General features: G+C 45.3%; 19 protein-coding genes. 6 read left to right on the top strand and 13 right to left on the bottom strand.

The annotated features are described in order from the left end of the window. Positions 1-95: 95 nt before the first annotated feature. The 10 genes from hflX to prmB form a co-directional block, all read right to left on the bottom strand. Positions 96-1,463 (bottom strand): GTPase HflX, encoded by a 1,368-nt coding sequence (gene hflX, locus L1D37_RS05460; protein WP_239847177.1) that lies wholly within the window; start codon positions 1,461-1,463, stop codon positions 96-98. A gap of 269 nt (positions 1,464-1,732) precedes the next feature. After that, positions 1,733-2,845, bottom strand: coding sequence for a sn-glycerol-3-phosphate ABC transporter ATP-binding protein UgpC (gene ugpC / locus L1D37_RS05465; RefSeq protein ID WP_239847178.1), 1,113 nt, complete (start codon positions 2,843-2,845; stop codon positions 1,733-1,735). A 6-nt stretch (positions 2,846-2,851) separates the two neighbouring features. Further along, positions 2,852-3,709, bottom strand: a complete 858-nt coding sequence (locus tag L1D37_RS05470) for a carbohydrate ABC transporter permease (protein ID WP_048661487.1) — start codon at positions 3,707-3,709, stop codon at positions 2,852-2,854. After that, positions 3,706-4,644 (bottom strand): sugar ABC transporter permease, encoded by a 939-nt coding sequence (locus L1D37_RS05475; RefSeq protein ID WP_239847179.1) that lies wholly within the window; start codon positions 4,642-4,644, stop codon positions 3,706-3,708. The genes L1D37_RS05470 and L1D37_RS05475 overlap by 4 nt, the downstream gene beginning before the upstream one ends. A gap of 144 nt (positions 4,645-4,788) precedes the next feature. Continuing rightward, a complete protein-coding gene (locus L1D37_RS05480; protein ID WP_239847180.1) occupies positions 4,789-6,036 on the bottom strand; it encodes an ABC transporter substrate-binding protein in 1,248 nt (415 codons plus the stop codon). 110 nt (positions 6,037-6,146) lie between these two features. After that, positions 6,147-7,592, bottom strand: coding sequence for an ATP-binding protein (locus tag L1D37_RS05485; protein ID WP_239847182.1), 1,446 nt, complete (start codon positions 7,590-7,592; stop codon positions 6,147-6,149). A gap of 13 nt (positions 7,593-7,605) precedes the next feature. Next, positions 7,606-8,334 carry a response regulator transcription factor gene (locus tag L1D37_RS05490; RefSeq protein ID WP_060468185.1) on the bottom strand — a complete coding sequence of 243 codons (729 nt, stop codon included), beginning with the start codon at positions 8,332-8,334 and terminating at the stop codon, positions 7,606-7,608. Between the two features lie 151 nt (positions 8,335-8,485). Beyond that, the gene (locus L1D37_RS05495) at positions 8,486-9,943 is read right to left on the bottom strand and encodes a protein adenylyltransferase SelO (protein ID WP_239847183.1); all 1,458 of its coding nucleotides are present in this window, start codon (positions 9,941-9,943) and stop codon (positions 8,486-8,488) included. A 517-nt stretch (positions 9,944-10,460) separates the two neighbouring features. After that, positions 10,461-11,102 carry a LysE family translocator gene (locus L1D37_RS05500; RefSeq protein ID WP_239847185.1) on the bottom strand — a complete coding sequence of 214 codons (642 nt, stop codon included), beginning with the start codon at positions 11,100-11,102 and terminating at the stop codon, positions 10,461-10,463. 226 nt (positions 11,103-11,328) lie between these two features. Continuing rightward, positions 11,329-12,261 (bottom strand): 50S ribosomal protein L3 N(5)-glutamine methyltransferase, encoded by a 933-nt coding sequence (gene prmB / locus L1D37_RS05505; protein ID WP_017633131.1) that lies wholly within the window; start codon positions 12,259-12,261, stop codon positions 11,329-11,331. Between the two features lie 62 nt (positions 12,262-12,323). Here prmB and smrB point away from each other — a divergent pair, with 62 nt between their 5' ends. Then, a complete protein-coding gene (gene smrB / locus L1D37_RS05510; RefSeq protein ID WP_048664280.1) occupies positions 12,324-12,854 on the top strand; it encodes an endonuclease SmrB in 531 nt (176 codons plus the stop codon). 107 nt (positions 12,855-12,961) lie between these two features. Here smrB and sixA read toward each other — a convergent pair whose 3' ends face one another. Then, positions 12,962-13,426 (bottom strand): phosphohistidine phosphatase SixA, encoded by a 465-nt coding sequence (gene sixA / locus L1D37_RS05515; protein ID WP_017633129.1) that lies wholly within the window; start codon positions 13,424-13,426, stop codon positions 12,962-12,964. Between the two features lie 305 nt (positions 13,427-13,731). Here sixA and L1D37_RS05520 point away from each other — a divergent pair, with 305 nt between their 5' ends. After that, positions 13,732-16,509 carry an insulinase family protein gene (locus L1D37_RS05520; protein ID WP_239847186.1) on the top strand — a complete coding sequence of 926 codons (2,778 nt, stop codon included), beginning with the start codon at positions 13,732-13,734 and terminating at the stop codon, positions 16,507-16,509. 466 nt (positions 16,510-16,975) lie between these two features. Here the strand turns inward: L1D37_RS05520 and fadJ are convergent, their stop codons facing one another. Then, the gene (fadJ, locus tag L1D37_RS05525) at positions 16,976-19,192 is read right to left on the bottom strand and encodes a fatty acid oxidation complex subunit alpha FadJ (protein WP_239847187.1); all 2,217 of its coding nucleotides are present in this window, start codon (positions 19,190-19,192) and stop codon (positions 16,976-16,978) included. Beyond that, a complete protein-coding gene (gene fadI / locus L1D37_RS05530; protein WP_239847189.1) occupies positions 19,192-20,499 on the bottom strand; it encodes an acetyl-CoA C-acyltransferase FadI in 1,308 nt (435 codons plus the stop codon). Before fadI ends, fadJ begins: the two co-directional genes overlap by 1 nt. 562 nt (positions 20,500-21,061) lie before the next feature. On the opposite strand from fadI, the gene L1D37_RS05535 reads away from it, so the two are divergent. The 4 genes from L1D37_RS05535 to L1D37_RS05550 all read left to right on the top strand — a co-directional run bounded on the left by L1D37_RS05535 (position 21,062) and on the right by L1D37_RS05550 (position 25,484). Continuing rightward, positions 21,062-21,610, top strand: a complete 549-nt coding sequence (locus L1D37_RS05535) for a sigma-70 family RNA polymerase sigma factor (protein WP_186443280.1) — start codon at positions 21,062-21,064, stop codon at positions 21,608-21,610. Then, positions 21,603-22,331: a DUF3379 domain-containing protein gene (locus L1D37_RS05540; protein ID WP_239847191.1), complete on the top strand. Its 729-nt coding sequence runs from the start codon at positions 21,603-21,605 to the stop codon at positions 22,329-22,331. Before L1D37_RS05535 ends, L1D37_RS05540 begins: the two co-directional genes overlap by 8 nt. Before the next feature lie 297 nt (positions 22,332-22,628). After that, on the top strand, positions 22,629-23,891 hold the full coding sequence (locus tag L1D37_RS05545) for an outer membrane protein transport protein (protein ID WP_102320197.1): 1,263 nt from the start codon (positions 22,629-22,631) through the stop codon (positions 23,889-23,891). Between the two features lie 297 nt (positions 23,892-24,188). After that, positions 24,189-25,484 (top strand): outer membrane protein transport protein, encoded by a 1,296-nt coding sequence (locus L1D37_RS05550; protein ID WP_239847193.1) that lies wholly within the window; start codon positions 24,189-24,191, stop codon positions 25,482-25,484. The last annotated feature ends 19 nt before the right edge of the window (positions 25,485-25,503 follow it).

Genomic DNA, 25,503 nt, shown 5'->3' on the forward strand with positions numbered 1-25,503 from the left:
TTGACGAGTAACTAATTACTCAGCGACAGGAAACAAAAAAGCGACCTTATCGGGTCGCTTTTCTTTTGGTTGTTCTTTTCGAGCTAGCTAAAAGATTAAGACTTCTGCATACGCTTTTTCAAGCGTGCTAAATCAATTGCACTTGAACGTACAGTCAGCTTAATACACTCGTAGTCGTACTCTTCCTTCACCACACTCATGTTTGAGCGAATCTCGCCGATGATGCCTTGTCCAGAATAAGGAATAGTGATCTCTTCTTCGATCATGCCTTGTTCAGCCACACCCACAATGTACTTGTGCAGTTTGGTGATATCGAGCGGGTCACGCGTTGACGTCAGCATCGCATCTGGGAACTCTTCAATCAGCTCTAACTGCTCTTCTTCGCTCAGTCTATCGCACTTGTTCAGTACCAATAGTTTTTCGCTGCCTTCAACACCCACTTGTGCTAATACTTCATGTACCACCTCAAGCTGTGCGCGGAATGAAACGTCAGAAGCATCAACCACATAAAGCAGTAATGAAGCATCGTGCGCTTCTGCGAGCGTTGAGTGGAATGAAGCAACCAGATCGTGTGGCAGTTTCTTGATGAAACCCACCGTATCTGACACTAGGATACGCGGCTGAGTGATCGGCTGAAGAGCACGAACCGTGGTATCTAGAGTGGCGAAAAGCTTATCTTCACCGCTCACTTCGGTTGCGGTCATCGCGCGCATCATCGAAGATTTACCCGCGTTGGTGTAGCCGACTAGAGCGACAGTGAAAAGTTCCGAACGCTGAGTGCGTCGGTTTTTCATTTCGTCTTGTACGCTAACCAGCTCACGCTTAAGCGTAGCAATTTGATCACGAACTTTACGGCGGTCTAGCTCTAGTGAAGTTTCACCAGCACCCTGACCCATTTGACGTTCTTTATCACCGTCGGCCGTTTCACGCAGTCGAGGCACTAGGTAGTTTAGACGAGCAATTTCTACTTGCAGACGTGCGGTACGAGTACGAGCATGACGGCTGAAGATCTCGATGATGATACCAGTACGGTCAAACACCTCGACACCTAAGTGAGCTTCTACATTACGCAGTTGAGATGGGCTCAAATCACAGTCGAATACCACTACATCAGCAGTACCAAATTCCACGTCTTCAGATGGAAGATCATCAAAATCTAACTCATCGATACCAGCACGAAAATCAAAAGACTCATCGATAAAATCTTCGTCTTCGGCTTCTTCAATCGAACCTTGGTAACCAGTTAGGTGTGCAATTTCTGCAAGCTTACCAGCACCCAACACGTTTTGTCGTTGTGTTGAACTGTGGTGCTGTGATTGTGTACCGACCACTTTAAACCCTAGGGTTGTTACTAAGCGAGCAAGTTCGGCAAGAGACTCTTTTGCTTCGTCACCTTTGAAGTCCGGTGTCGTAATAGAAATAAGTAAAGCGTTACTAGCTGAGGGTTTTGCTGTTAGTTTCATGTATTCTTCTGTTTATGCACTAATGTGCAACCTAGTATTTGGTCTAAAGTAGCGCGATCCTACGCTGTTCTCGGTCAGCTTTATAGAGCTAACGGAGGCTAATTAGCGATAATATTGCAGTTAATCCATTTATCTCGTTTATCCCTCTGTTTTCGTGAGGAAATAAAACAGGCTAAAACAACAAAAAAACAGCATCACCTTACTTATTATAAGTGAGTGATACTGCCTTTGTTTAAGCTTAGACTCTCATTGAGCTACTGTCTCAAAAACTAGAAATCAATTCTCGCTTCGGTCTGTGCATCAAAGAATACCGCCTTTGATAAGTCAAAATGCAGCGGCGCCATTTGCCCAACTGACACTTCAAATTCTGGCGACAAGCGACACGCTACTTCTTGGTCGTTCACTTTCACCATCGCAATCGTATCTGGCCCTGTTGGTTCTAGCACTTCTAACTGCAAGTCTAGCTTGGTCGTTGCCGACACATCTTCACTTTCCTGCTCGGTAATATGTTCAGGGCGCAGGCCAATCACCACTTCTTTGCCATCTTGCTCACGCATGCTTTGTGGCAAGCGAATATGGTGCTCTTGTTCAGCCGTACCCGTTACTTTGATGATCGGATTCTGATCATCATCCAAATCCACCATGGTCTTAATGAAGTTCATTGATGGCGACCCCATAAAGCCCGCGACAAACATATTGTTTGGCTTGGTGTAGATTTCTTGAGGCGTACCGAGTTGCTGCAATTCACCATCTTTCATCACCGCAATACGGTCCGCCAAGGTCATCGCCTCTATTTGGTCATGGGTGACGTAAACAATGGTAGTGTTCAGCTTTTGGTGCAGGCGTTTAATCTGATGACGCATTTCCACACGCAGCTTGGCATCCAAGTTAGAAAGCGGCTCATCGAACAGATACAGCTTAGGACGGCGCGCCAAAGCACGGCCCATCGCGACACGTTGGCGCTGACCACCAGAAAGTTGTGATGGTTTACGATCAAGCAGTTGCTCAATTTGCAGCATTTCAGCGACTCGATTCACTTCTGCATCGATTTCGTCTTGTGGCATCTTACGAATCTTCAAACCGAAGGCGATATTGCCGCGTACCGTCATATTTGGGTATAGCGCGTATGATTGGAATACCATCGCGATGTCGCGGTCTTTAGGTTCAACCTGAGCCACGTCAACACCATCAATCACGATTTCACCCGAGCTAATATTCTCTAGCCCAGCAATGGTGTTCATTAGGGTGGATTTTCCACACCCCGAAGGGCCGACAAGTATCAAAAATTCCCCCGAATCGATACTGATGTCGATGCCCTTTAACGTTTCGTTGTCCGCGTTGCGATAGGTTTTACGGATCTGTTTTAAATCTAATGTTGCCATGGGTAATTATCCTTTTACTGATCCTGCCGTTAGGCCACGAACAAAATATTTTCCTGCGAAGACATACACCAACAGTGTTGGCAGTGCGGCGATGATCGCGGCAGCCATATCGACGTTGTATTCTTTAACGCCCGTGCTGGTGTTGACTAAGTTGTTTAATGCCACGGTGATTGGTTGAGTCTCTGAGCCTGAGTACACCACCCCGAATAAGAAATCGTTCCAGATTGCAGTGAACTGCCAGATCACCGTCACCATGATGATAGGTGTAGAGATCGGTAATAAGATCTTGAAGAAAATGGTAAAGAAGCCTGCACCATCCAGTTTTGCCGCTTTAATCAATTCATCCGGAATCGAGATGTAGAAGTTGCGGAAAAACAGAGTCGTAAACGCCATGCCGTAGATAACGTGCACAATCACCAATCCGATGGTTGTGTTTGCTAAACCCATCTTGCCAAGCATGGTCGCCATTGGCAGAAGCACCACTTGGAATGGGATGAAGCAACCAAACAACAGCAAGCTAAAGAACAGGTTTGAGCCTCGGAACTGCCATTTTGTTACTACATAACCGTTGAATGCACCGAGCAATGTCGAAATCGCAACCGCAGGAATCACCATTTGGAACGAATTCCAAAAGTAGCCTTTGATGCCTTCACATTTAACGCCCGTACACGCGGTGTCCCACGCTTTATACCAAGCATCAAACACCCACTCTTTCGGCAAGCTCATCAAGTTACCTGCCTTAATGTCTGGCAGGGTTTTGAATGAGGTCAGTACCATGACGAACAGTGGCATTAGGTAAACCAAGCAGAAGAAAAGCAGTGCTGAATAGATAAACATTCGAGCAAAGTTAATGTTGTTCATCATGACTTTTTCTCCCTAAGTTCAGAGTAAAGATAAGGCACGAGAATCGCTAAAATACCAGCTAGCATCATCATGGCACTAGCAGCCCCGAGGCCGATTTGTCCACGTGTAAATGAGTGTGCGTACATGAATAGCGCAGGAAGATCCGATGAATAACCTGGGCCACCCGCTGTCATCGCGGTCACAAGGTCGAAACTCTTAATCGCAATGTGTGAGGTGATGATCACCGCGCTGAAAACCACAGGGCGCAAGCAAGGCAGAATGATTTTGAGATAAATGGTGGGTAAGCTTGCCCCATCAATTTGAGCGGCTTTGATGATTGAAGAATCAATGCCACGAAGGCCGGCTAAGAACATCGCCATTACAAAGCCTGAAGACTGCCAAAGCGCCGCAATCACTAAGGTGTAGACCGACATTTCAGAGTCGACTAACCAATCGAATTTAAAGTCAGTAAAGCCCCAATCTTGCATCAGTTTTTCAATACCAAGGCCTGGATTGAGAATCCATTTCCAAGCCGTACCCGTCACGATGAATGACAAGGCCATTGGGTATAAATAGATGGTACGAATCGCGCCTTCTTGGCGGATGTTCTGGTCAAGCAATACCGCCAAACCCACACCTAACAAGATAGCAATCGCCATAAATAGAAAACCAAACACACCGAGGTTGGTGATTGAGGTTATCCAGCGATCGTTGTCCATCAGCTTTTCATATTGAGCCAAACCAACAAAGTTGAAGCTCGGTAAAAATCGAGAATTCGTAAACGACAGCGCCGCCGTCCAGAATATATAGCCGTAGATACACACCACGGTCACTAACGCGGTAGGCGCCAATACAACCTTGGGTAACCAATGTTGCAACCTGTCAGCAAAGCTAGGCTTGGGCGCAGGCTGGCTCCTTGTGGGTTTTGGAGTCGACTCAGTCAAAACATGCTCCATAACTTATCCTTGTTGCACAATCGAGCCGATGGCTTACCTCTCGGCACCACATCAGCATCACGCATATTAGAATTGGGAATGAAGAGCAGATAGGCTCCCTACGAGCCTACCCACCCTGGGGGTTTGGTGTTAAACCAAGTGAGATTAGATAGCCGCTTTCACTGCTTTCGCTAACTTAGCTGCCGCTTCTTTTGGATCGGCATCTTTCTCATTGAAGAAGTTGGTCACTACATCATAGATAGCGCCTTGAGCGTAACTTGTCGTCGCTAGGCCGTGAGCCATACTCGGAACTAGATCGCCAGATTCCGCACTCGCTTTGAAGGTTGCCATTGAATCCAACGCACATTGGTCGAACTTAGACATGTCCATATCGAGACGTACTGGGATTGAGCCTTTGTTCAGGTTGAAGACTTCTTGGAAATCTTTGGTAAGAATGGTTCTCGCTAGATCTTGCTGCGCTTTTTGGTTCTCTTTGTCACTCAACTCAAAGAACGCAAAGCTATCGATGTTGAAGGTAAATTGGCCGTCAGTACCCGGAGCTGGTGCACAGATGTAGTCTTTACCCGGCACTTTGCCTGCTGCAGTAAACTCACCTTTCGCCCAGTCACCCATGATTTGCATCGCGGCTTCGCCATTGATAACCATTGAAGTTGCGACGTTCCAGTCACGACCTGGAGAGTTGCTGTCGATGTAGTCACGCATCTTTTTAAACTTGGTGAACACTTCCACCATTTTGTCGCCAGACAACACGTCCATATCAAGATCAACGAACGCTTTGTTGTAGTCTTCACTGCCTAGTACATCAAGTGCTACCGCTTCGAAGACTGTCGCGTCTTGCCAAGGTTGGCCACCGTGAGCCAGAGGAATAAAGCCAGCCGCTTTGATCTTGTCTGCCGCAACAAAGAACTCGTCTAATGTGGTTGGAACTGTTACGCCTGATTTTTCTAAAACAACAGGGTTAGCCCAAAGCCAGTTAACACGGTGAACGTTAACAGGAACCGCTACATATTCGCCGTCCCACTTCATCACTTTAGTGACAACTTCTGGCAGTAGTTCATCCCACTGTTCTTGTTTTGCTGTTGCATCGAGAGACGTTAGAAAACCTAAACCACCCCACTCTTGAATATCATGACCTTTGATCTGCGCTGCAGACGGTGGGTTGCCTGATACTGCTCGCGTTTTCAAAACGGTCATCGCACTTTCACCGCCGCCACCAGCCACTGCAAAGTCTTTCCATGTATGGCCTTGTTCTTCAATCATCTCTTTCAGTACCGCAGCGGATTTTGCTTCGCCACCGGCAGTCCACCAGTGGAGTACTTCCACTTCACCAGCTTGAGAAAATGTTGAGGCAGCAAGAAGAGATAGAGTAAGTAGGGTTTTATTGATTTTCATTATTATCTTCCATGTTTAGCGGACTCGACGTCCGGTTCAATAAAGAGTCTACTTATTTTGATTTTTAGGATTGAAACAAAAGGTAAGCCCAATGTAACACAATTGTTACATTACACTTCTAGGCCTCTTGGTATATAGACTTTGGCTTCTAGGCCGCCTTGAGGGGAGTTACGAATAATGAGATCTCCGCCGTGTCCGTGCAGGATATTTCGGCAGATCCCGAGCCCTAAACCGTGTCCTTGGTCGTCGGTCGCAAGCCTGAAGTAAGGTTCAAACACCAGTTCAAGTTTGTCTTCAGGAATACCCTTGCCGTGGTCCTGAATCGTCACGATAACCCACACCGAATCACTGCTGATATCGACCTCAGCTGATGTTCCATATTTCACAGCGTTGTCGATAAGGTTGGTTAACACACGTTTAATGGCTAATGGTTTGGCGACTAACGGGTCAACCACAATGGGCTCAAACTCAACCAAGGTTTGATGTTGGTTGTGCAGTTCAATCACGGAGAGCATCATCTCGTTGAGATCGATAATGGCGTTGTTTTCGTGAAGGTCAGTATCTCTTACCGCTTGTAAAGCACCTTTGACCATCATTTCTAGCTCATCCAAATCCTTATTGAACTTGTCTTTCTTAACCTCACTTTCCAATAGCTCGGCTCGAAGCCTTAAGCGGGTGATTGGTGTCTTTAAGTCATGAGAAATAGCAGAGAAAAGGTGTTCTCTGTCGGCCACATAGCGACGAATCCGCTGCTGCATGCGATTAAACGCCCGAGTAGCCGTGACCAGTTCAGTCGCCCCCTCTTCGTTAAGTGGCGGCTGCTGAATATCCATACTCATTTCGTTGGCTGCCCTTGCTAGCTTTTTAAGCGGGCGCACTTGGCGGCGAATCATTAAGTAGGTCAACACCAATAGAATCAGCGTTGAAGAGAGCAAGAAGATCACCTGTTCACGACCAAGAATGGTGTCATCAAGTTTTACATAGGGTGCAGGTAACAGTGCGGCAATATATACCCATTCATGACTGGCTAACTCAATCTGAACAACCAGAATCGGCGGATTAAGAGGCTCTAAGGTTAAGGTATGATGCGCCCACGATCGCGGGAGATCGCTCAAGTAGATGTCATTTTTAAGTAAGCGAAGATGCTCTGGCCGAGAGAAATCAACGCGTACCGACTCCACCTTGTTGAGCTTGCTACTCAAGACACTCTCTATCGCTTCTATCGAGGCGGTTTTTAAGCGGGTATCGGGGATCGGTTCAACAATCAAAGCCTCTTTATTGAAAGAGACGAAGAAACGCGTCCCACCCATATTTCGAATTTGATCTAACACGATATGGCGATATTTGACGGGCAGAGACTGGAAGAATGTCACCGTTGAAGCAAACATGTTAGCCATGCTCGATGAGGCCGAACGAATGCCTTCCAATTCCTTATGTTTAGATTCGCTATACCAAATAGAGGTTGCTATACCTTGAGCAATGACCACCGCCAACAAGGTTAATAACAAGGTTCGAGCAACCAAGGAATTTGGCTTTAAACTTCTCAACCACTTCATACGGACTTCTTACTCAGTGCTCATAATGCACAGGCACAGCCAGAATGTAGCCGTTGCCGCGCATGGTTTTGATGTAGTGAGGATATTTACCACTGTCGCCCAATCGGCTTCTCAGGCGACTAAGCTGTACATCTATGCCACGTTCAAAAGGCAACGCTTCACGGCCTCTGGTGGCGAATGAGATGGTATCTCGGTCTAACACTTCATTAGGGCGAGTAAGGAACAACATTAACAATGAGAAATCACTGCCCGACAAATCCATCTCTTCTGAGCTTTCATTGTGGGAAATTCGATGTGCGAGCGTATCGAGCGTCCAATCACCAAAGATGATTTGCTTTGGCAACGCATCATTGGGTTTGTCATCGACGACTTGAACGCGGCGTAGCAGAGCTTTGATACGCGCCATTAACTGACGAGGGCTAAACGGCTTGGCGATGTAGTCATCTGCACCAATTTCTAAGCCAATTATCTGGTCGGTTTCATCCGATACTGCAGTCAGCATAATGATTGGTACATTCGATTGTTTGCGGACGCGCTGACACAAGGTAAAACCGTCGTCACCGGGTAACATCACATCAAGAAGAATTAGATCAGGGTAACCTTGGCTTTGCAGGTGAGTCTCGAGTTCAACACCATCTCCAACAGAGGAGACATCGAAGCCTGATTTAGTGAGGTACTCTTCCAGCAGCTCGCGGATTTCTTGATCATCATCCACCACGAGAATTCGAGTATTTGTTGGCATCGCCCAAACCTATTAAATTTACAACTTATTCACATAGTGTATAGACAGGTTGAGCATTTGATTATTGATATGTTTGTAAAATTAGAAGAACAAACAGACAGAGATCACAACTAAGTGACCTCTATCTACTCGTTTGATTAGGCGAATCGATTTACGACGAGCAGCTGATCTCCATCGCTTTACCCCACTCTGGTGGTAACGCGGCAAGGTGTTCGTATTCAGGATGTTCCGCATAAGGATCGGCCAACACCACCATTAATGCGTCAATATCACTGCTATCACCACGCTCGGCTTTATCTATCGCCAGCTGTGCGAGGTAATTTCTGAGGATATACTTAGGATTTACCTGCCTCATCTTTTCACAGCGCTCGACAGCTGAGCTCTCTTCAAGTTCACAACGTTGCAAATAGTTATCCAGCCATAGCTTTGCGGCCTCGCGATCGATAACCAGATCAATCACTTCCTGCGCAGGCAAGGTATCTAGGTTCGACAGCGTTCTAAAAAACCTTGGATAATCGACTTTGTTTTGCGACATCAACTCGAACATAGATTCAAACAAGCGGCTGTCGCCTTCATGTTTTGCAGGCAGCCCAAGCTTCCTACGCATCAGCTGGCTGAAATAACCGTTCATTTGTGGCTCGTATTGTTCTAAAGCAGCTTCTAAATCAGCTTTCTCCACCAGCGGAGACAGAGAGTGAGCCAGAGCAGACAGGTTCCACAATCCAATTCTAGGTTGTTGATTAAAGGCATAACGACCTTGGTAGTCGGAGTGATTACAGATCAACCTCGGGTCATACTCATCTAGGAAAGCGAACGGACCGTAGTCAAACGTCTGTCCAATAATCGACATGTTATCGGTATTCATCACCCCGTGGGCAAAGCCATTCGCTTGCCATAACGCAATCATCTCTGCGGTACGGTCAACAATCTGATTAAACATAGCAGCGTAGGGCTTGTCTTCATCAAGGCATTCAGGGAAGTGCCACTCGATGACTTTATCAGCCAACAATTTATGCTCGGCCAACTGATTGGTATAAAACAGATGTTCAAAGTGACCGAAACGAATGTGTGATTCAGCAGCACGCACCAACAATGCGCCCCACTCTTGCTTCTCTCGATAAACTGGCGTGTCACTGGTCATCATAGCCAACGCACGTGTGGTTGGGATATTAAGCCCAGCCATCGCTTCGCTACATAAATACTCACGAACGGTTGAGCGAATCACGGCGCGCCCATCCCCCATACGTGAATACGGTGTTTTACCTGCACCTTTTAGGTGTAAATCGAACGTTTCACCACTTTTAGCGACAACTTGTGCTAATAGCAAACCTCTGCCATCACCTAAATCAGGATTATAAGAACCAAACTGATGGCCTGCGTATTTCATTGCTACAGGTAAAAATTGCTCTGGTTCAACGTTGCCCGATAAAGTTTCAAGCAACTCCTCAGAGACGTCCTCAAATGACGGGAAACCGAGTTCACTGGCAAGGTTATGGTTCCATGCAAGCCATTGGACATTATTTAAAGGTGTAGGTTGAATTGGGGTATAGAACAGTCGAGGTAACGTCGTAAATCGATTGTTAAATGAAATTGAATCCCAGACAGACATGAGAGATACACTGTAGGTAATAGATAACTTAAGATTATCACAGTTTGATAACAACTTCAGATCAGGTTAAACAATGAGTTTATTAAACAAATGGGGAATCAGACAAAGAGACTATTATGGGAAAGAATATGTTCAGAGAAAAGCACAGCGAAGAAAAGGTTAAGTGGCTAGCCTGATGAGAAAAGCCACGTTTATGAGATAAAGAGTTCTGACTTTGAAGACTTTTTAACAAGTGATTTCATAATAAAAACTGAAAATATAGAGCCATTAAGCTGACTACATTAGAGCAAGAATACCCACTAGAGAAAGGGTAGAGAAAATCCAAGTGCGGCTGATAACGCCAAAGTTACTATGTTGAATCATTTCTTGATGCTGCATATGTCTCTCCTTGAGAACGTGATGGTGTAACTACAATATATCGGCTTTTCACTAAAAGCGGCAAGCACATTAATATTAACCTTTTATGACAGCATTAAGAATTTTCTGTAACTATTCAGCCCTCTGATAAATCAAAAAGTTATGCTCGGCTTGTCGTCGAAAGTAGCGCGCCAGCACCAATAAACACGCCTCCTGTAACACGATTAAAAACCTTAGCTCTGCCTTTCGCGAACAACCAGTTTGACGACTTCGCACCTAAGTACGCGTACACCAATAACCAAGACAACTCCATCACAGCAAAGGTTAAAGCAAACACTGCAAACTGGGGAAGCAGAGCGAGTGACGGGTCGATAAACTGAGGGAAAAGTGCCGTAAAAAACAGGATCGCTTTAGGGTTACTCGCGCCAACAATAAAACCACTTAAGTAGTGTTGCACCGCGCTTTCTTTAACAAGCTGAGAATCGGTTTTTTGACTAGATAGATTGTCGTAATCTTGCTGGTTAGAACGTAAAGACTTCCAGCCAAGATAGATAAGATACGCAGCGCCAGTCCATTTTATGACATTAAACACCACTTCCGATGAAGCTATGATCACCCCTAAACCGGTGAACGATAACGTTAAGATTCCGGTGATCGCCGTTAAGCTGCCCAGCGCAGTAAATATTGATAATTTAAAACCCGATTGCACACCTTTGGTCATGCACAATAAAGAACTTGGGCCCGGCGATGCCGTTAAAATCAGTACTGCCAACAAATAATAAATCCATGTATCAAAGCTCATCGCGAATTCTCCTTAACTCACTAAAACGGCTAAACATTAGCCACCAATATGTAATAGCCATTCATATTAGGCAACTAAATATTGAACATTATTTATCCTGCGTTGATGACTTAACCCTAAAACTAAGGCAATAAAAAACGCCATGCATTGCTGCATGGCGTTTAAATTAAAACGTTTTAAATAGAACGTCTTACCAGATACTAAGCTAAAGATTAGCCGTTATTAACTAGTCTTTGTAGATAGAGAACTCGTCAGCGCAAGCCACTAGCTGTTCGCGAGTGATCATGAATACACCGTGACCACCGTTCGAGAACTCAATCCAAGTGAATGGAATCTCAGGGTACTGATCCATCATATGAACCATTGAGTTACCTACTTCACAGATCAGAATACCGTCATCTGTTAGGTAGTCTGGTGCGTTAGCTAGGATACGGCGAACCAGTTTCAGACCGTCAGTACCCGCTGCTAGGCCAAGTTCTGGCTCATGAGTAAACTCGTCTGGCAGGCTGTTCATATCTTCTTCGTCCACGTAAGGCGGGTTAGATACGATCAGGTTGTATTTCTCTTTCGGCAGATCACGGAAAAGATCTGAACGGATTGGGAACACTTGTTGCTCCATGCCGTGATCTTGAACATTCTGCTCAGCAACTTGAAGTGCGTCAGTAGAGATATCAATTGCGTCTACTTCAGCATCTGGGAATGCATGCGCACAAGCGATAGCAATACAACCACTGCCCGTACACATATCCATGATGCGAACTGGCTCTTCAGTCAACCAAGGTTGGAATTGAGCTTCGATCAGCTCACCAATTGGAGAACGAGGCACAAGAACGCGCTCATCTACGAAGAACTCAAGGCCACAGAACCAAGCTTTGTTGGTCAGGTAAGCCGTTGGTGTACGATCATTAATACGCTTGATCACACGCTCAACGATACGCAGACGTTCGCTGCTCGTTAGACGAGAGTTCATTACATGCGAAGGAACATCAATCGGCAGATAAAGAGTAGGTAAGATAAGTTGTACTGCCTCATCCCACGCGTTATCAGTGCCGTGACCATAAAATAGGCCAGCTGCGTTAAAGCGGCTAACAGTCCAACGAATCACATCTTGAAGCGTGTGTAGTTCTGATACCGCTTCTTCTACAAAAATCTTATCCAAAATTGTCTCCGAAAAGCGCTACAATACTGCTAATTACGTTTCTAATTAGAATTCATAACCTGATGAGCAAAAAAGACACCGACTTCGATGACGATTTCGCCCTATTCAACGATGCAGTAAAGGGCGTTAAAAAGTTGCAACAGGATACCATAGTCCAGCAGCCAAAAAGAAATGCCAAGCAAAAAGAAATTACTCGAACGGCAAGACAAGCGAGTGATAGCGAGTTTTATTTCTCGGATGAGTTCATTCCGCACCTTAGCGAAGACGGCCCAACACGTTATGCGCGTGATGATGTATCTAAATATGAGGTGAAGCGCCTGCGTCGTGGTGTCTACGTACCAGACGTGTATCTTGATATGCATGGTATGACTCAGCAAGAAGCCAAACGTGAGCTTGGCGCTATGATTGCGCACTGCATTAAAGAAGGCGTGGCGTGTGCCTGCGTTCAACACGGTATCGGCAAACACATCCTTAAACAGAAGGTGCCTTTGTGGTTAGCACAGCACCCCGATGTGATGGCTTTTCACCAAGCGCCATTAGAGTTTGGCGGTAACGGTGCGTTGTTGGTACTGCTCTCCATTCCTGAGAAGTAATGCTGGTTTGCAAATCGCTTCATCATCAAAAACAAAAAGGGCATCTCAAATCATTGAGATGCCCTTTTCACTTTAGTCTTCCAATTAAAAGGTTGTCTTCACCTTCACTATGGATTGATGTTCCAAAGTAACTCACCTTTCTGTGTTTCGAGGTTAAAGTCGATGCAGGCTAGGCCAGACGTTGGGAACATCGGCGGAGCCATACCAGTGGCAAATTCTGCTGTTAAGTAGCCCACTAGAGGTAAATGAGAAACAAATAAAATGGTCTCTAGTTTTTCTACTTCAGCCATTGCCAAGGTCAAATCAAACACATCGTCGGACATTCCATAAGGCGTAATATCATCACAGGTTTCTACTTTCGTGCCAGAAAACGCCTGAGATATCTCTAACCACGTTTCTTGTGCCCTTAAATATGGGCTCACCAGCACTTTATCGAATTGACTAATCCCCTGCTCATTTGCAGCTTGTGCCACTGCAAGAGAAGCCATTTTCCCGCGCTTGGTCAACGCTCGTTCTGCATCCGAATCCGCAAAATGTTCTGCTTCACCGTGGCGCATAATGAATATTTTCATGTTCAATCCTGTCTTCGTAACATGTCGAAAGTCGATATATCCCATATATCAGCGAAACGCTACTTAGGTTTGGCTCTCAATCCAGAGAAACCGCAGTCAATATAAATAATTATATCAAGTCACTTGCCAAAGAGTTCGACTTTCTTAACAATCTTGTTAAAAGAAAATAAATTACTGATAAAAATCGATAAAAGTGATTTAGAAATCGCCAAAAAGCACTTCATATCCCAAAATATGATTACAAGGTTTGCACGCCGAATCATCGGGTACATAATTTAAAAACCACCTTCTCTGGAGATGCTCCTGTGCACTTAAGCCCAAATGATGAACATCAATACCGTTACATAACCTTAAATAACGGGTTACGCGTACTGTTAGTTCAGGACCAAAATGCTCAAAAAGCAGCAGCCGCATTAGCCGTAAATGTGGGGCACTTTGATGACCCTACAGACCGAGAGGGTTTAGCTCACTACTTAGAGCATATGCTATTTTTGGGAACTGAAAAGTATCCAAAGGTCGGAGAGTTCCAAAGTTTTATCAGCCAACACGGTGGTAGTAACAATGCTTGGACGGGAACAGAGCACACCTGTTTCTTTTTTGATGTTGAATTGAATGCGTTTGAAACCGCACTCGATCGCTTCAGCCAATTTTTTACTGCTCCCCTGTTCAACGAAGAAGCATTAGATAAAGAACGCCAAGCCGTTGATTCAGAATATAAGATGAAACTCAACGACGATTCGCGACGCTTGTACCAAGTTACCAAAGAATTGGTGAACCACAATCACCCATTCTCGAAGTTTTCTGTCGGTAATATCGATACGTTGGGCGACAGGAATGGCGAGACGATTCGACAAGAGATCTTATCGTTCCACCAGCAACAATATTCTGCAGACCTGATGACGCTGACACTATCTGGCAATCAATCCTTAGATGAGATGCAAGGCTGGGTTGAGGATCGTTTTAGCTCGATTATCAATCACAACCTGCAAGGCAAGAAGGTGGAAGTACCGATTGTTGGCGAATTAAGCACTGGCGTTCAAGTGCACGTTGAGCCTATAAAAGAAGTACGTAAACTCATCTTAACCTTCCCTATGCCAAGCATGGACGAGCACTACGGCGTTAAGCCACTGTCTTTCTTCGCACACCTTTTAGGTTATGAAGGCGAAGGCAGTTTGATGATGCAGTTGAAAGAGAAAGGTTGGATTACTTCTCTCTCAGCAGGTGGCGGCGCAAGCGGCAGCAACTATCGTGATTTCACAGTCAGTTGCTCATTGACCATCGAAGGTTTAACCAAAACCGATAACATCATCCAGGCAGTATTTCAGTACATCAAGTTGATTGAACAACAAGGTATTGAGGAGTGGCGCTATCTAGAAAAGCGCGCCGTTTTAGAGTCAGCTTTCCGCTTTCAAGAACCAGCAAGACCACTTGATGTCGTGAGTCATCTGGTGATCAACATGCAGCACTACCAAGAACAAGACGTAGTGTATGGCGATTATAAGATGTCGCATTTCGATGACGAATTACAACGCTCTTTGCTTCCCTACTTAACCGTCGACAATATGCGCGCGACCATTGTTGCCCAAGGTTTCGAGTATGACAGAGAAGCGAAATGGTACTTTACGCCCTACTCTGTGACACCTTTTAGCTCAGAGCAAACCCAATGCTTTATGTGCATCAATCCCGGTTGGCAGTTTGAGCTTCCAAGCAAAAACCCGTTTATTTGCTATGACTTAGATCCGGCAGAACTCGAAGGCGACGCTAAACATCCACAACTGTTAGAAGAGTTGGACGGCTTTAAGCTGTGGCACCTGCAAGACCATCAATTTCGAGTTCCGAAAGGTGTGGTGTATATCGCTATTGATAGCCCGCACTCGGTCGCTAGCCCTAGGAACATCGTCAAAACACGCTTATGTGTAGAGATGTTCTTAGACTCACTGGAAAAAGATACCTATCAGGCTGAAATTGCTGGTATGGGTTACAACATGTATACCCATCAAGGTGGTGTCACACTGACTCTGTCTGGATTTAGCGAAAAGCAGCCACAACTCCTCAATATGATCCTTGAACGCTTCCAAGCACGCGACTTTAGTCCAACACGCTTCGAAACAATTAAGCATCAATTACTCAGAAACTGGAATAACGCGTCACAAGACCGTCCTATTTCGCAGCTGTTTAATGCAATGACAGGTATCTTACAACCAAACAACCCTCCTTATGCGGTGCTGATTGAGGCACTAGAGACAATTGAAGTCGATGAGTTATCTTCATTCGTTCAATCTATTTTGGCTGAACTTCATGTTGAGATGTTTGTGTATGGCGACTGGAAAAAAGCCGATGCACATAAGATGGCTGAAACGCTAAAAGATGCCCTACGCGTTCAAGATCAGGCTTACGAAGAGTCACTGCGACCATTAATCATGCTGGGTGAAAACGGCAGCTTCCAACGTGAAGTGGTCTGTAATCAAGATGATTCCGCTATCGTGGTTTATTACCAATGTCCTGATATTTCACCTCAAAATATCGCGTTATACTCCTTGGCTAACCATTTAATGTCGGCCACTTTCTTCCATGAGATTCGAACTAAACAACAACTGGGCTACATGGTTGGCACTGGCAATATGCCGCTAAACCGACACCCAGGCATTGTGTTGTACGTGCAGTCTCCCAATGCGGCTCCGGCTGATTTGTTAGCTTCAATCGATGAGTTCCTTAATGCCTTTTATATGGTGTTATTGGAGCTTAATGACTACCAATGGCACAGCAGTAAGCGTGGTCTCTGGAATCAGATTTCAACTCCCGATACGACATTGCGAGGTCGTGCTCAACGCCTGTGGGTTGCGATTGGCAATAAAGATATAGAGTTCAATCAGAGAGAACGTGTGCTTGAAGAGCTCAAGGGGCTCACTCGCTCTGACATGATGCGATTTGTGGTTAGCCAACTGAAACCACGCACTGCAAATCGTCTGATTATGCACGCTCACGGTAATGCGCACCAGGACGAAGATAAGCTGTCGGCAGGCGTGGAAATAGGCTCTATTGACGAGTTTCAACTGCGCCCGAAAGATACTGAGCTTGGTTGATAAGAGTGTTATATAAATCAAAAGGTTGATGTGAAAGCATCAACCTTTTTTATTGGGTGAAGCACAAAAGCAGATCTCCTATTACGCTCCTTCGTCGCTTTAGGAGATGACGGTAGTTTTGATTGAGATGCGTTTAACCACCATTCTGAACAGCACAATAGCTTACTTTCGATCTCTCTATCGTAATTCTCGAGAAAGAGGAACAACTGAATCGAGAATCTCCCACACCGACCAACACTACCTGACAGAGCACATTACTCTCCCCGTCATTCCCGAGAGGGAGGAACGACCGAGTCGGGAATCTCCCATACCGTTCAGCTCTACCAGACAGAACACACCTCTCCCCGTCATTCCCGAGAAGGAAGAATGACTGAGTCGGGAATCTCATCCCTTTTGGATACTCCGATAAAAAATAAAGCCCGCATCAACTGCTTGATACGGGCTCAATAATTATCGAACTAGAAAGTTACTTGTAGAAAGACTCATCCAATCCAGCACGTGTCAGTAGGCCATCACATGGCGCAAAACGATCGCCGTACTTCTTAGCGAAGTCGTTCATCATCTCAACCAGTGACTTAATACCGATTTGATCCATATAACGGAACGGGCCACCTAAGAATGGAGGGAAACCGATACCGAAAATAGCACCAATATCGCCATCACGAGGGCTACGGATAATGCCATCGTCTAGACAACGAACCGCTTCATTAAGCATTGGTAACACACAGCGCATTGCGATGTCGTTATCACTTAGCTTAGGTTCAGGTTGCAGCTTAAGCAGCTTGTAAACTGACTTATCAACTTCCTTCTTCTTACCTTTGTAGGTATAGAAGCCCTTGCCACTCTTACGGCCTTTACGGTTGTCGTTCAGAAGAATGTCGAACACATCAGGACCTTGGAAACGATCGCCTAATTCATTAACCAGAATCGGGATGATCTTAGCGCCGATATCAACACCTACCTCATCTAATAAGGTAATTGGGCCAACCGGGAAACCGAAGTCCAATAACGTGCTGTCGAGCTTTTCAATCGGCTCATTTGCCAATAGCAGATGTGCCGCTTCATTCATGTACGGAGCAAGAATACGGTTCACATAAAAACCTGCCGTGTCTTTAACAACAATCGGCGTTTTACCTTGCTTCTTCGCTAATGCCACTACAGTCGAGATAGTCTCTTCTGAGGTTGTCTCATGAGGGATAACCTCTACCAGCGGCATTTTCTCTGCAGGGCTGAAGTAGTGAAGACCGACCACGTTTTCTGGTCGCTGCGCCTTCTCTGCAATCTTATGAATTGGTAATGAAGAAGTATTCGTCGCGAAGATAGTGTCTGGCTTAGCATTTTCTTCAATGTCTGCAACCATGGACTGCTTAAGATCAAGGTCTTCAAACACCGCTTCAATCACTACGTCAGTGTGGTTAAAGCTCGTAAAGTCGATACCACCAGAAAGCTGAAGCATCTTACTTTCAAGGCCAGCGCGGCTCAGAATACGACGCTTACGCTGCTTATCGAACAACTTGTAGTTGTAGTTAAGTGCGTTCAGCACACCTTCATTTGATACGTCTTTAATACGTACTGGTACTTTCGCTTTTGCCACGCTCACATGGCTGATACCTGCGCCCATAAGACCGCCGCCTAAAACGCCAACACGCTTAACCGCTTTTGGTTCTGCATCGGCACCGTGTTCTTTCTTCATTTCAGTAGTAGCAAAGAAGATAGAACGAAGTGCTTTTGATTCAGAGGTCATTACTAGCTCAGAGAAACGCTTCGCTTCATACTGAAGGCCTTTTTCAAAGCCGTTCTCTAGACCATAACGAATCACATCAAGAATCGCATCCGCTGCAGGGTAATTGCCACGTGTTTTCTGGTTGGTCTTCTTCGACGCTTGTTCAAAAATCACTTTACGGCCAAGACCATTGCGCGAAATCAGCTTCTCTTTGGTCGAAGCTTGGCTTTTAGACGCCAGACGCTTACCTTTCTTGCTGCCCGTATTCTTTTCAACAAAGCTTTTCGCTACTTCAAGTAAGATAGTGTCTGGCACACAAGCATCCACAACACCAAGCGATTTCGCTTTCTTAGCGCGCAGCTGTTTACCGGTGAGAATTAGGTCGAGCGATGGTAGCAAGCCAATCAAACGAGGCAGACGCTGCGTACCACCAGAGCCTGGTAGTAAGCCTAGTTGCACTTCTGGTAGACCAAGACGTGTCTTATCTGAATCGGTACACACACGGTAGTCACATGCTAATGCGAGCTCTAAGCCGCCACCAAGACATGGGCCATGAATTGCCGCAACGACTGGGTAAGGAAGATCAGACAGCGCTTGGAACATTTCCTGACCTTGACGAGCAAGAGACTGCGCTTCATCAGCGGTTTTACACGCATCCAGCATTCGCACATCAGCACCAGCAATAAAGTTATCTGGCTTAAGAGAATGGACGATCAGGCCTTTAACGCGGCTTTGCTTCTCTTTTAACTGCTCAAAGATCGCTTTCATCTCTTCAGCAAAAGCGGCTTGTAGCGTATTCATTTTCTCGCCAGGTACATCAATCGCTAGCCAAGCAATATCTTGGTCATCGATGTTAAGAGAGAATGCGGTTGCTTTCTTTTGGGTTGATTCAGTCGCAGACGTTGAATCTGGTTGAGCGACTGTTTCTTTTTCTGTTGTTGCATCAAGAGTCGTAGACATTATTCTACCTCCAAGATCATTGCTGCACCTAAACCACCAGCTGCACAAGCTGTGTTCAGTGCCAAGCCGCCACCGCGACGTTTCAGTTCTCGTAATGTTTGAGTCATCATACGCGCACCAGTCGCAGCAAACGGGTGTCCGTAAGCAATTGAGCTGCCCAATACGTTGAACTTCTCCATATCAATCTCACCGATCGCTTTGTCGCGGCCAAGATGTTTCTGAGCAAACTCGTCACTTGCAAACATTTTCACATTCGCCAGCACTTGTGCAGCGAATGCTTCGTGCATCTCGATCAGCGTCAAATCTGACAGCTCTAGACCTGTGTTCTTCAATACTTGAGAAGTCGCGTAAGTCGGGCCCATCAGCATATCTGTTTCAACACCAATGGCTGAGAACGCATAGCCACGAATATAACCAAGCACTTCTAAGCCTAGCTCTTTCGCTTTACCTTCGCGCATCAACATAACCGCAGCGCCGCCGTCAGTAAGAGGCGTAGCATTGGCTGCCGTTACGCTACCGTATTTTCTATCAAATGCAGGACGCAGCTTGGCGTAGCCTTCAACTGTTGAGTCATGACGAATGTTGTTGTCTTCCGCTAGGTACTTTTTGTAAGGCGCCGGGAATGCCGTCATCACTTCGTCTTTAATCTTGCCTTCTTTCCATGCTTGAGAAGCCAAAGAGTGAGAACGGTGAGCAAGTGCATCTTGAGCTTCGCGAGTAATCCCGTGAGTCTTCGCCATCTGCTCAGCGGTTTGACCCATGGATAGACCAGTCGAGTATTCAGCAACGGCTGGCGGTACTGGCATAAGGTCTTTCACTGAAAGGGTTTTAAGAATCTTCAGCTTTTGCCCCATGGTCTTGGTTTTGCTCAGCGCTAATAAATTTGCCGCTAACTTTTTCGAAACACCGATTGGCAATACAGAAGACGAATCCGCACCACCCGCAATGCCGACATCAATCGTGCCCGCCATAATGCTCTCGGTCACGTTGACTGCCGCTTGGAAACTGGTCGCACACGCTCGTGTCACACTGTAGGCATCGGTATTGATATCCATACCTGTGCCCAACACGATTTCACGCGCGATGTTTGGTGCTTCTGGCATCTGAACAACTTGGCCGAAGACGACTTGTTCAATAAGCGCAGGATCGACATCAGTTCTTGCAAGCATTTCGCTCACAACCATTTTGCCTAAGTCGACCGCAGGCACTTGACTAAATTCTGTGCTCTGACGAGCGAATGGGGTTCGTAATCCAGCGACAACGGCAACACGTTCTCCAGAACGCGTTTTGACTTCCTGTTTGCCCATGGTTTCTCCTTAAAGTTAAGAGGTCTGACCTGAAGCATTGTAAAGAAGTTGTTAATTAAATCAAACGAGCGTTTAAATAAACGTGATACGAGTATCTCACTGTTTGAAAATATAACTGCACATTCAGGCGAACCTTTTTGGGGGTAAGGTTGTCGTAAGAGACTAAACTATTGTAAGCAAATACTGTTATCGCTTTGTAGGGATTGGTTTTCTTGAGGCAAAAAAAAACCACACAAAGCTGTGTGGTCGGAATGTGTATAAAGCAATTAACTTGACGCCAATTGAAATAATCAGTTTCCTGATTAGGAGAAAGTAAAGTCAGCCTTCAAAAGGAAGTGTCGTCTTGCTCAACATGCTAGCCACGAATGACTAACTAGACGACAAGGTGTACTATAACGGGTTCGAGGCCTTAGATTTTGAAGTAGATCAATTTTAATGTGATTTTACGATTTCCTGCCGATCGTTAGCTCTAAAAACGAAACAGAATATAAAAACGAAGCACAACGTATAGAGGACAGCTATACGCAGAGCAATTATGGAGGCTCGTGTGTCAATAATAAAAATGTTTGGAAAGAAAACAGCCAAGCGTCCGGTCAACTCTGATATGGACAAACAAAGAAAATACGAAGCACTCGTGCGTGCCTATCATCGTGACCTCTTTCGCTACGCCTATTGGTTATGTAAAGACAAAAGCATTGCCGAAGATTTAGTGCAAGAGACTTGCCTTCGTGCATGGAAGTCACTCGATAGTCTACAAGATGAAAAAGCCGCGAAATCTTGGCTGATTACCATCTTGCGCCGCGAGAATGCTCGACGTTTTGAACGCAAACAGTTTGATCTGGTTGATATCGACGATCATGGTAACGATGCTAGTGTCAGTGATGACCCACACCATCAGCACCTATGGTTGCAAGCTCAGATCATGAAACTTGAAATTGATTACCGTGAGCCTCTCTTCTTGCAAGTGATTGGTGGTTTTAGTGGTGATGAGATCGCAGACATTCTCGAACTCAACAAAAACACGGTGATGACACGTTTATTCAGAGCTCGAAATCAGTTGAAAGAGATGCTGGATACAGAAGAGGCAGAGAGGGGGCAACATAATGGATGATTTGGAATTTCGTCGTCGTGTATTGTCGGAACCTAAGCAGCGTACACAAGATATTATTGATGCGGCAGCAAACAGCGAAGCCAATAGTAACTTCTTAGACGATGTACTATCGCTTGATAAACAGATCCACTCTGCGATGAACGTGGATGTGCCAGACGATCTTGCTGATCGCATTCTGTTCAATCAGACCTCAAGCGAAGAAAGCAAAGTGGTAAGGCCGGCTTTTGCTCGACGAGCAATGGCGATGGCAGCCTCAGTAGCATTCGTTGCAGGCTTATTAGTTGGCCAAGTGAATTGGGGAAATGCATTCGTCTCTCCAGCACAAGCAAGCTTAGCTGATACGGCAATGAAGCACGTTGTTGAGGAAAAGAGCTTTATTAGTGGGCTTGATGAACAAGTCACATCACAACAGATCAATGCCAAGATGAACCCGTTTGCTTTTCAGTTTGATGAAGCTTTCCCTTATCACGTTTATTATCTGAACCATTGTGGTTTTGGCAAGTCGAATGCCATGCACATGGTCTTCCAAGGTGAAAAAGGCAAAGTCACGCTGTTCTTAACTGGGATTCCAACTGACAAACCAGTCGACTTTGACGAAAAAGGCATGTCAGGTTCGGTAACTCCGATCGATGACAGCAGTCTGATCCTTGTCGGTGAAGATGGCGAGGACGTTTCTAAGATCGCCGAAAAGCTCACCAAAATGATCAAACCAATGGGCTAATTCGCTCTCAAAGCCCCGTCATAAAAGGCCCAGCAATTATATTCTTGATATTGCTGGGCTTTATTTATAAATAAACAGCAAATCCATTCACAAAACCAATAACTCTAGAGTTAAAACTCTAAAAAGCAGCATTTCCCACCATTTTCGTGCCAGATAGGCGTCATTTCCATAATTTTCCACTCAAATTTATCAATGGTCGGATTTGTATATCGTATACTTCCGAATAGGATCAGCCACCATTGAGCAATTGCTCAAATTAATCGCCCTGTAGAGGCGGATATATAAAGGAATAAATGAATGACTACCAACAACACGCGTCTGTTTAAAAAGTCTCTTTTAGCAGTAACAATTACACTGGCGTCTTCGCAAGCGATGGCAGCAGGTTTCCAACTTAACGCACAATCAGCAACCGGCATCGGCCGTGCTTTCGCTGGTGATGCAGTAATCGCAGATAACGCGTCAGTAATGGCACGTAACCCTGCAGCAATGGCACTATTTGACAAAACTGAGCTATCTCTTGGTTTTGAAAGCATCACTTCTATGATTGAAGTTAAGGATGCTACTTACACAGGCTTCATGGGCGGTAATTCTAGCAATGCTGACTATGACGATGCCGGTGATACTTCGATTGCACCAAACATTCATCTAATCGTTCCAGTAAATGATAAATTTGCATGGGGTGTAAATGCTTATTCTAACTTCGGTACAAAAACTGAATTCAGCGATAGCTATGTGGGTGGTGAATACGGCGGCCTAACAGATGTAAAAAGTGTTAACTTTGGTTTAGCTGGTTCATACCGTCTAAACAAACAGTGGAGCTTTGGTGCAGGCCTTGACCTTATTTACGGTAAAGGTGAACTGAAACGAACAATGAGCTCGGAAGTTAATACTCCGCCAATCCCAGGCTTGCCACAAGCAGGTCAAACAGTTCTTGATGCTGAAGCGGATGGTTGGGCTGTTGGCTTTAACCTTGGTACTGTTTTCGAGTTAAATGAAAATAACCGTTTTGGTTTGGCTTACCACTACTCTCCGAAGCTTGAAGCTGAAGGCGATATCAGCTACCAAGGCACTGAATATAAAGATGATACCCTTCATATGCCTCTACCTGATATGGTTGAGTTCTCTGGTTTCCACAAGATTGAAGATACTAAATTCGCAGTTCATTACTCAGTGCAATGGATTGGTTGGAGCTCATTTGACAAGCTAGAAGCAGACAAAGCGGGTGTTCTAAACAATTACGAATGGCAAAATGGTATGCACTACTCTCTAGGTGGTACATATTACATGAATCGCGATTGGACACTTCGTGCCGGCTACATGTATGACACAAGTGCACAAGATGAAGTCACTTCAGTTTCAGTTCCAGATTCAGATCGCCAATGGTTCTCAGCTGGTTTCACATACCACATCAACGAAGCGTCAAACGTAGACTTCGGTTTCACTTACCTAATGGGCGACGATGTTAAAGTTAATGAATCAACTTCTGTTGTTTCGTCAATTTCAGCAACAACTCGTGCAGATGCTATCTTAATGGGTCTACAGTACAGCCGTAGCTTCTAATATTAGCTAGGTTATAAATATCCAAAGGGTCGCTTTATGCGACCCTTTTTTATTGGCTAAACCACTGACCCACATCAATTTAAGCTTACAGCTGTAGCCTGCAAGGTCAATATATAGCTACAAGTGTACGCTCAAATTTCGCAACACAGACGAAACATTCAGACTATTTACCTAATAATTGGTCACAATTGCTCATTAAATCCCTAAAACACTGTTTTATTCGAATTTCGTTTTTAAAGTAATGACTCTAAAAGTAGAATCACGCCACTAAATACTTATGATTCAGCGAACATAATAATGAAAATGAATAAGACTCTTCTATCTGCTGCAGTGGCAGTTGGACTACTTTCGACTTCTACCGTAACTCAAGCGGCAGGTTTTCAGCTAGCAGAATACTCAGCAACAGGTCTTGGCCGTGCATACGCAGGTGAAGCAGCAATGGCTGACGGTGCTGACGCACAATGGCGTAACCCTGCAATGCTAACTTACCTAGAAGGCACTCAAGTTTCTGTTGGTGCTATCTATGTTGACCCAAACATTGATATCGACGGCACATCTACTTCAGTTGGTGGTGCTTCAACGACGCCATCAAATTCAAGTGATTTCGCTCACAGCGCAGTGATCCCAAACTTCTATATTTCTCATAAGTACAACGACAAATTTGCTCTAGGTTTTGCTGCAGGTACTAACTACGGCATGGAAACAGATCTAAGCAAAGACTTTGGTGGCTCTAACCACGGTAACGAAGCAAGTGTTACTACGATGGAGCTGAACCTAAACGCAGCTTACCAAGTACTTGAAAGCGTATCTATTGGTGGTGGTGTTCGCTATATCATGGCTGAAGGTAGCTTTGGTGCTGTTGCTAGCCCTCAATCTCCATTAGCTGGTACCACTCTAAAGTACATGGAAGGTGACGATACTGCATGGGGATGGCAAGTCGGTACAGCTTGGCAGATCAATGAAAATAACCGCCTAGGCTTTACCTACAAATCGGAAGTAGACCTGACTTTAGAAGGCTATGCTAAAGGCATCGGTTTTAACTCGACAAATCCTGCGGCTCACAAGGGCGGATCAATGGATCTTGCTCTTCCAGCAACAGCAGAACTTGCTAGTTTCCACCAACTTACTGATAAAGTTGCAGTGCATGCGAGCATTAACTGGACAAACTGGAGCAGCTTCAAAGAACTTGTTGCAGACTTTCCGGGGGAAAAAAGCGTAGGTATTAAGGAAGAAAACTGGGAAGATAACTACCGTTTTGCACTTGGTACCACTTACCAAATGACACCTAAACTGGCTCTACGTTCTGGTATTGCTTACGACACCTCAGCAGTAAGCGAAAAGCACCGCACGGCAACTATTCCTGAGACTGACCGCACTTGGTTAAGTATCGGTGCTGGTTACCAGTGGTCTGAGCAACTTACACTAGATGCAGGCTTCACCTACATTCTAGCAAAAGACGCGAGAATGCAAGAGTCAGACCTTGGTACACTACAGCCATTTGAGCCAGGTGCTGACTACTTTGGTGGCAGCTTCGAAGGTGAAGTGACAGGTAGCATCTGGCTAGTAGGTATCCAAGCTAACTACCGCTTCTAATCTGTTTGACTTAATTTAA

The organism is Vibrio sp. Isolate33, assembly GCF_022397895.1.
GTDB classification, from domain to species: Bacteria; Pseudomonadota; Gammaproteobacteria; order Enterobacterales; family Vibrionaceae; genus Vibrio; species Vibrio pomeroyi.